Raw genomic sequence first — 6080 nt, 5'->3', positions numbered from 1 at the left:
TGTTGAGAATATTGAGTGCATCGCTCCTGGATAAGACTCCAATTAAGGACCTCTTTATAAAAGAGCCTGCTGATGTGATTAATGATGGACAATTAAGTCTTAATTTTTTTTAGTGGACACTAGTGATTTGTAAAATATATTCTTTATCAGAAGGTTCTTAAATAATTTATTGTATATTTGCAGCTGACCCGTAAACGGAACCGGGATTTTGTATTATTTTATTAACCTTAAAAAAGAAAAACATGGGTAATATTAGTGTTGCTATGATTTTTATCCCTTTGTTTACCTTCTTGATTATACTTGGAGCAGTGTATCTGGCTCTTCGTTCATTAATCCGCTTTGCCATTAAAGAATACAGGAAAAAAGAGGAATAAAGTATTTGTTTAGGATTAAAATGGATTTGTACTTATTGTTTTGAATGTATTATTTTACCATAGGAACGAATACTACACTGAAGACGGGGATTTCATGAACCAGTCCGTCGGCATCTTTAGTAACCAGATACAGAATCTGGAAGTCTGTGCCAACCGGAATTACCATTTGTCCACCCGGAGCAAGCTGGTCGATAAGGCTTTGCGGAATGGATGGCGGGGCGGCTGTTACGATAATGGCATGATATGGAGCGGCATCGGGGTAACCGTTGTAGCCATTTCCATACAGATAATGAATGTTTGAATAATGAAACGGACTTAAGTTCTCGCGGGCTAGGTCGTGAAGTTCTTTGATGCGTTCCATTGTATAAACCTCGCCGGCCAGTGCGGCAAGTATAGCCGTCTGATACCCTGTGCCAGTACCGATTTCCAGTACTCGGTGGTTGGGTTCGAGGGAAAGCATCTCTGTCATCTTTGCAACAATAAATGGTTGCGAGATGGTCTGTCCGCAATAGGTAAGCAAGGCGTGATCCGTATAGGCCAGATGGCGGATATCCGCAGGAACAAACAGATGCCTTGGCACTTTAGCCAATGCGTCCAGAACCATTCTGCTGCGTATCCCCCTGCATTCCAGCTGTTCTCTTACCATACGCTGTCTTTCCAAATCTTCCAACGAGCTATTCATAAGCCTTTCTTTCAAATTATTCTCAAAAACAGTACCCGGTACCGGAATCTTGTCCGTTTTCATCCGGTATGTTTCCTTTAGAACAATTGAGAAAGCAATATCGCTCATTTAAAGGAAATAATAAGTGTAAATGCCCTCCAAATGAGTCCAAAACAGACTCAATAGTGTTGCTATTACGATTTTATTAGCCTCATTTCAAGAGACAAAAGTTTATGAGAAGTATAATAGAAAGGATTTTACTGAAAATAAGTATCTTCGTTTTTGTTATAAGGTTATGGATAACGATCCGCATTTGCATAGTATCGGATGAATATATCGTCTGGTTTTAGTAAAATTGGATGTAAAAGTGAAGGATATTTATACTTTTTAAAATCGTTAAGACTTATAAATCAATTTATTAACGCTTAAAGTGAAGGATGTGAAGGATTTTTTTGCAAACTTTTTGTTGAAAGCCGACAAAGGGGATGTAAATTAAGCTGCCCACGCTGTCAATTTAGCCCTGACTTCCCGTAACTGGCTTATGGGGTTTTATATTGTAGAGTTTGAGCAAAACGGAGAAGAGCGTGCAGCATACGGTGAACAGTTATTGAAGAAACTGGAACAACGACTGAAAACTAAAGGATTGAATGAGCGTAGATTCCGTGAATTTAGGCTATTGTATCTTGTTTATCCACAACTAAAAGAGCCTATTGTACAATACATTACCTCTCAAATTCAAATTCGGCATTCATTGACCGCCGAATTCACTGAACCAATTCGGCAGTCATCAACCGAAGAATCTAAAAATGATGTTTGGAAACTATCAACAGAACACCCACAAACCTAAACATGGATGATTCCGGCTGATAGATTATTCAACAAATTATCTTCTACCCATTTAAATACCATGTCGGGAATTGAAAATCCGGTAAAACGTGCTTTCTATGAAATGGAAACTATTCGTGGCTGTTGGTCGGTAAAGGAGCTGGAACGACAAATAGCTTCTTTATACTACGAGCGTAGCGGACTATCCAAAAATAAAGAAGCCCTCTCCGCTTTAGTACAACAGCAAGCGACCTTATTACAGCCTAAAGACGTTATCAACACCCCTGTTACCTTGGAGTTTTTAGAACTGAATGAACGTGCATTATTGACAGAAAACGATTTGGAACAATCCATTCTCGATAACCTGCAACATCTCCTGTTAGAAATGGGACATGGCTTCTGCTTTGAAGCCCGGCAAAAACGTATATTGATAGACGAAGATTATTTCTTTGCCGACCTTGTTTTCTATCATCGCATCTTAAAATGCCATGTCATTGTAGAATTAAAGATTGATAAATTCCACCATGAATATGCCTCCAAACTGAATATGTACCTTGTACCGTTTAATTTACACCCCGTAAGTACTAATGAGATCTATGGCATAGTTAATATGGATACAGATTCGTAATTATTTTGACTTACAATTTCTCCACTTTTACCGTCAATTAAAAGTTTCTCTCTGTGAATGTTACGGTTTTCACGTATAAACTTATAAACAATTTGGTGGAACTTGTCATCTCCAAAAATTGTTTTACACTTTAATTCGTATGTAATACTGTGATTTTCTGCTTTTTTCTGATATACATCACAGCCCCACTCTAAGGAATTTTTGAATACAATGTATCTTTTTCCATCCTTATCTTCTTTAATTACAATATGTTCGATAAGCCATTCTGATGAAGGGACTTGTTTTTCATCGAAATAAACTATAAGTTCATATTCTGTTTTAGATACTACTCTAATGCTTTTTTCGTTTCCATGAGGGAAAGGATCTATGTCACTAAATGCCACGCTGTCTATTATATTTGTTCCAGATCTATTAATATAAATACTTTCCTGAAGAACTTGTAATGGAGGTGGAAAATTACCATCACTCATTTTATCACAGCTAACAAGCAATAAGAGTGCTAAAATTGCAATTAAATTTTTCATGTTATTTACGTGGGTTAATTGTTAATACTTTTCTGTCTTTACTGAAGTTGTAACTATTGGGAGAAACCATATCTGAGTAGAACCAACCATTCCCTGCACCAGCTCCCCATCCCCAATTCATGTAGAAATATTCACTATTTGTTTTTCTTACGCCAGAATAATATTCATATTCTCCCAAGCCAAATTCATTTGATATATAAACAGCGGCATAAAGTGTTATATTCTCTTCATAACCTTCACACACCCAAGCATGCCCTTCATTTGAAGAAATATTTGTACCTCTCATAAATACAGGTCTATTTGCTTGGATTTCTCTCGCAGTCTTTAATCGTTCTGAAAATCCATAGTAGTTGTATATACTAGTTGAATAATTGAAATTTTTATCAAGAGCACTACTTACATTACTTATTGTTGTAGATGTTCCTTCATCGTTATATTTTGCATCGCAAGCATTTCTTACATCAGTAATCATTTTTTGTGCTGATGAGTTATCTGAAGATGGATTAAGGCCTATTTGAGTCCAATTGTAAGTATTTGGCCATTGATGAAATTTCATAATTTGTGCTGCCGCAATCGGGCCACAACCTGCATGTCCGTTTGATGCATCAATATTAAAGGGTAGTGCTGATTGATTCCAGTTTGTATTTATTAGAGGTCCGTATTTGCTATTTGATCTTTTTATAAGAAGAATGGAGGCATCCATACAATTTACATTGGGATCTGAATGAGAACAAATATCTTGAATAAATTTTTGAGCTTCCTCTGGAGTAAGAAAATAATTTATAGCAGATATGTCATGGCATTCGTAGCCTTGTTGTTGCCATTTTATTTTTTCCTCATCTTTATTGTAATTTACTGAAAGAGCTAATTGTGTTGCCGATTTTGTAATGGGGTCTTTTTCTTCAAATATAGACCACTCAATAGCATATTTATTTCTCAAACTATCAATTGTTCCTGAGTTTATACTTTCTATATTTCCTATATACTCATCAATCATTAATCTTGCAGCAGTATTTGTTTTTAGACTTATATTATCTGAGCTTGAGTATGCTAAAATGGGTGGATAGTTTTTTGTAGCACTTACAATTATAAATCCATTGTTTGATAAATAGTTTAAAATATAAAAAGCAGGTTCATCTTCCTTATCCTTAATACAAATAACTTCTTTTATAGAAATATTTGATGGTTGAGCCTTAGTGATAGATGGAGAAAAAAAAATGTTTGCAATATTTTCTGCATCATTCTTTGATATGTTTGATGTACTTCTGCTTATTAGTCTTTTGTCGAAATATTCTGACGTAGAAACTCTATTTTGTTTATTAAATAAATCTTCATTCTCAGTACATGAAATTAAGAATAACATGGTTAATAGTAAAAGGAGGTTTTTCATTTGAGTTGGGTTTTTAAATTAATAATTGCAAACATAAACAATTAATACACTTATTTGCCTATGTTGATTAATAATAAACATATGATATGGTTAATAATCATTAATAGAGTGTTTGTTTGTTAAAAAGGAAGTAATAAACTATCATATTCTGAATATTTACTCCATGTTATATGAGAAACGAAAGATGGAGTAATTTTGTATTCAATTATTAAGAGCTTGATCTTCTGTCAAAGAAGAAGGGCAGTTTTCATATCTGCTACTGATTAATTCTCTATTTTCAAGATAGTTGTGCCGGGGCCTTTGGATACTAGTTTTATCGGGGCTTTGCCGGAATGTGTGGTTGCTGACTGTGTTTTGTCGGTGTGCCATACAGAGTAGACGTGGTTAGTGTACCCGGCAGGTAAGTCAACCACGGTGCTCACAGCTTTTTTGGTCTGAATGAAAAGGTAGTTGCCGCCATTATATGTCATTTCGTAGCACAACAGCCGGTCATTATCGATGAGAGGAGTAAACCAGGTATAACAACCGCTCCACTTATTGATTGTGCCTTCTTTTGCTACCTGACCGTTTATCAACCGGTGGTATACTTTAGTGCCACTGGTAAAGGCCATGTTGTCGTCTTCGGTTATCAACGCTCTTTTCCCCAGTTCATAAGATGGATTCATCCAACAGGCTTCATACCAGCTTCCGGCGCAGTCTCGCTGAATCCATGAGCTTAATTCGGGATAGGTGGATTTAGGGTTGTTGATGCCTGCCTGTTTTTTAACAAAATCGGCCGTGCTTCCTCCCGGAAAGTATATTTCGTCTCCTTTCGCCATGGACTGCATGCCATAATAAGTTGTGACCTTTACGGGGTCCCTCTGAGCATATGTGTGCTCCGTATTTACAGAGATACTTCCTCCTGCTACTCTATACTCCACCTTTTCCAGACATAAAACCGAGTTGAGCGAAATAACAGTCGTCCCATCTGCACCATACGTGGGTAAAAGCGGATTGTAGATGGTATTTACGACGTTTATTTGTACTTCGTTGCAAGCAATCAGCCGATTATTATCCAATGGTTTTCCGTCTGCTGTAAAAGTGAACCAATCGCATGTGGCCGTTTTGATCTTTTTGGTATAATCTTCTTTGTAGCAATGATTGGCCCCGCAGAAGTTACCTTCTATACTGATCGGACCTATGTTGTCGCTATAGGCAAGATTGATTACCTTATCGGGATTTCTGCTTACATCTGTAAGTGGGCTGTCGGTTGTATTTGCTGCTATACCTACCTGATAGAAGCCCATCAGGTTATTGTTGAGGCATTTCCTGAAACAAATTAGCAGATCGGATTTTTCATCGAACTTTGTGCCGATGTAAATTGTATCGCCTAAGCGTTTTACATACATCTTATCGGGATGGGGTCTTGAATTTCCGTAAGATAGGCTTGTCAGCAAGAGGTAAATCAATAATAAAGTGACCTTTTTCATAGAATCTGAGTTGAGTTTTTATCTGTAAATCAAACCTGGTGGTTGAAAAAAGAAAAGCCTGTAAATGTTTCATTTACAGGCTTTCTATTGTTCGCCCAGCACGAACGTATTCTAACGGGTGTAAGTCCCCAACGCGCCCTAACAGCGGGAAGCGTCCAGCCAACGACAAGGGTGTTCATCGCGAGGTGTAATCTGAAGGAAGTCTTCGG

At 37.1% G+C, this 6080-nt stretch carries 6 protein-coding genes and 1 pseudogene; 2 read left to right on the top strand and 5 right to left on the bottom strand.

The genetic code is table 11. The features are described 5' to 3' along the window. The first annotated feature begins 242 nt into the window (after positions 1-242). The gene (locus tag AB7E53_RS13745) at positions 243-374 is read left to right on the top strand and encodes a hypothetical protein (RefSeq protein ID WP_262497024.1); all 132 of its coding nucleotides are present in this window, start codon (positions 243-245) and stop codon (positions 372-374) included. Between the two features lie 49 nt (positions 375-423). On the opposite strand, the gene AB7E53_RS13740 is transcribed toward AB7E53_RS13745, so the two are convergent. Continuing rightward, positions 424-1164, bottom strand: a complete 741-nt coding sequence (locus AB7E53_RS13740; protein ID WP_446776300.1) for a protein-L-isoaspartate(D-aspartate) O-methyltransferase — start codon at positions 1162-1164, stop codon at positions 424-426. A 412-nt stretch (positions 1165-1576) separates the two neighbouring features. Between AB7E53_RS13740 and AB7E53_RS13735 the strand changes: the two are divergent. Next, positions 1577-2416: pseudogene (locus tag AB7E53_RS13735) on the top strand (PDDEXK nuclease domain-containing protein); the annotation flags it as partial. Positions 2417-2454: 38 nt separating this feature from the next. On the opposite strand, the gene AB7E53_RS13730 reads toward AB7E53_RS13735, so the two are convergent. From AB7E53_RS13730 to AB7E53_RS13715, 4 genes are all read right to left on the bottom strand, one after another. Further along, the gene (locus tag AB7E53_RS13730) at positions 2455-3012 is read right to left on the bottom strand and encodes a hypothetical protein (RefSeq protein WP_068187173.1); all 558 of its coding nucleotides are present in this window, start codon (positions 3010-3012) and stop codon (positions 2455-2457) included. Position 3013: 1 nt separating this feature from the next. Continuing rightward, a complete protein-coding gene (locus tag AB7E53_RS13725; protein ID WP_068187175.1) occupies positions 3014-4402 on the bottom strand; it encodes a C10 family peptidase in 1389 nt (462 codons plus the stop codon). 263 nt (positions 4403-4665) lie between these two features. After that, on the bottom strand, positions 4666-5871 hold the full coding sequence (locus AB7E53_RS13720) for a hypothetical protein (protein ID WP_446776298.1): 1206 nt from the start codon (positions 5869-5871) through the stop codon (positions 4666-4668). 29 nt (positions 5872-5900) lie between these two features. Beyond that, positions 5901-6080 (bottom strand): hypothetical protein (locus tag AB7E53_RS13715; RefSeq protein ID WP_446776297.1); only part of this gene is annotated, 180 nt, incomplete at its 5' end.

Source organism: Macellibacteroides sp. (genome assembly GCF_050251695.1).
In the GTDB taxonomy this organism is placed as follows: domain Bacteria; phylum Bacteroidota; class Bacteroidia; order Bacteroidales; family Tannerellaceae; genus Macellibacteroides; species Macellibacteroides fermentans.
This window is presented reverse-complemented; position numbering and strand designations above follow the sequence as displayed.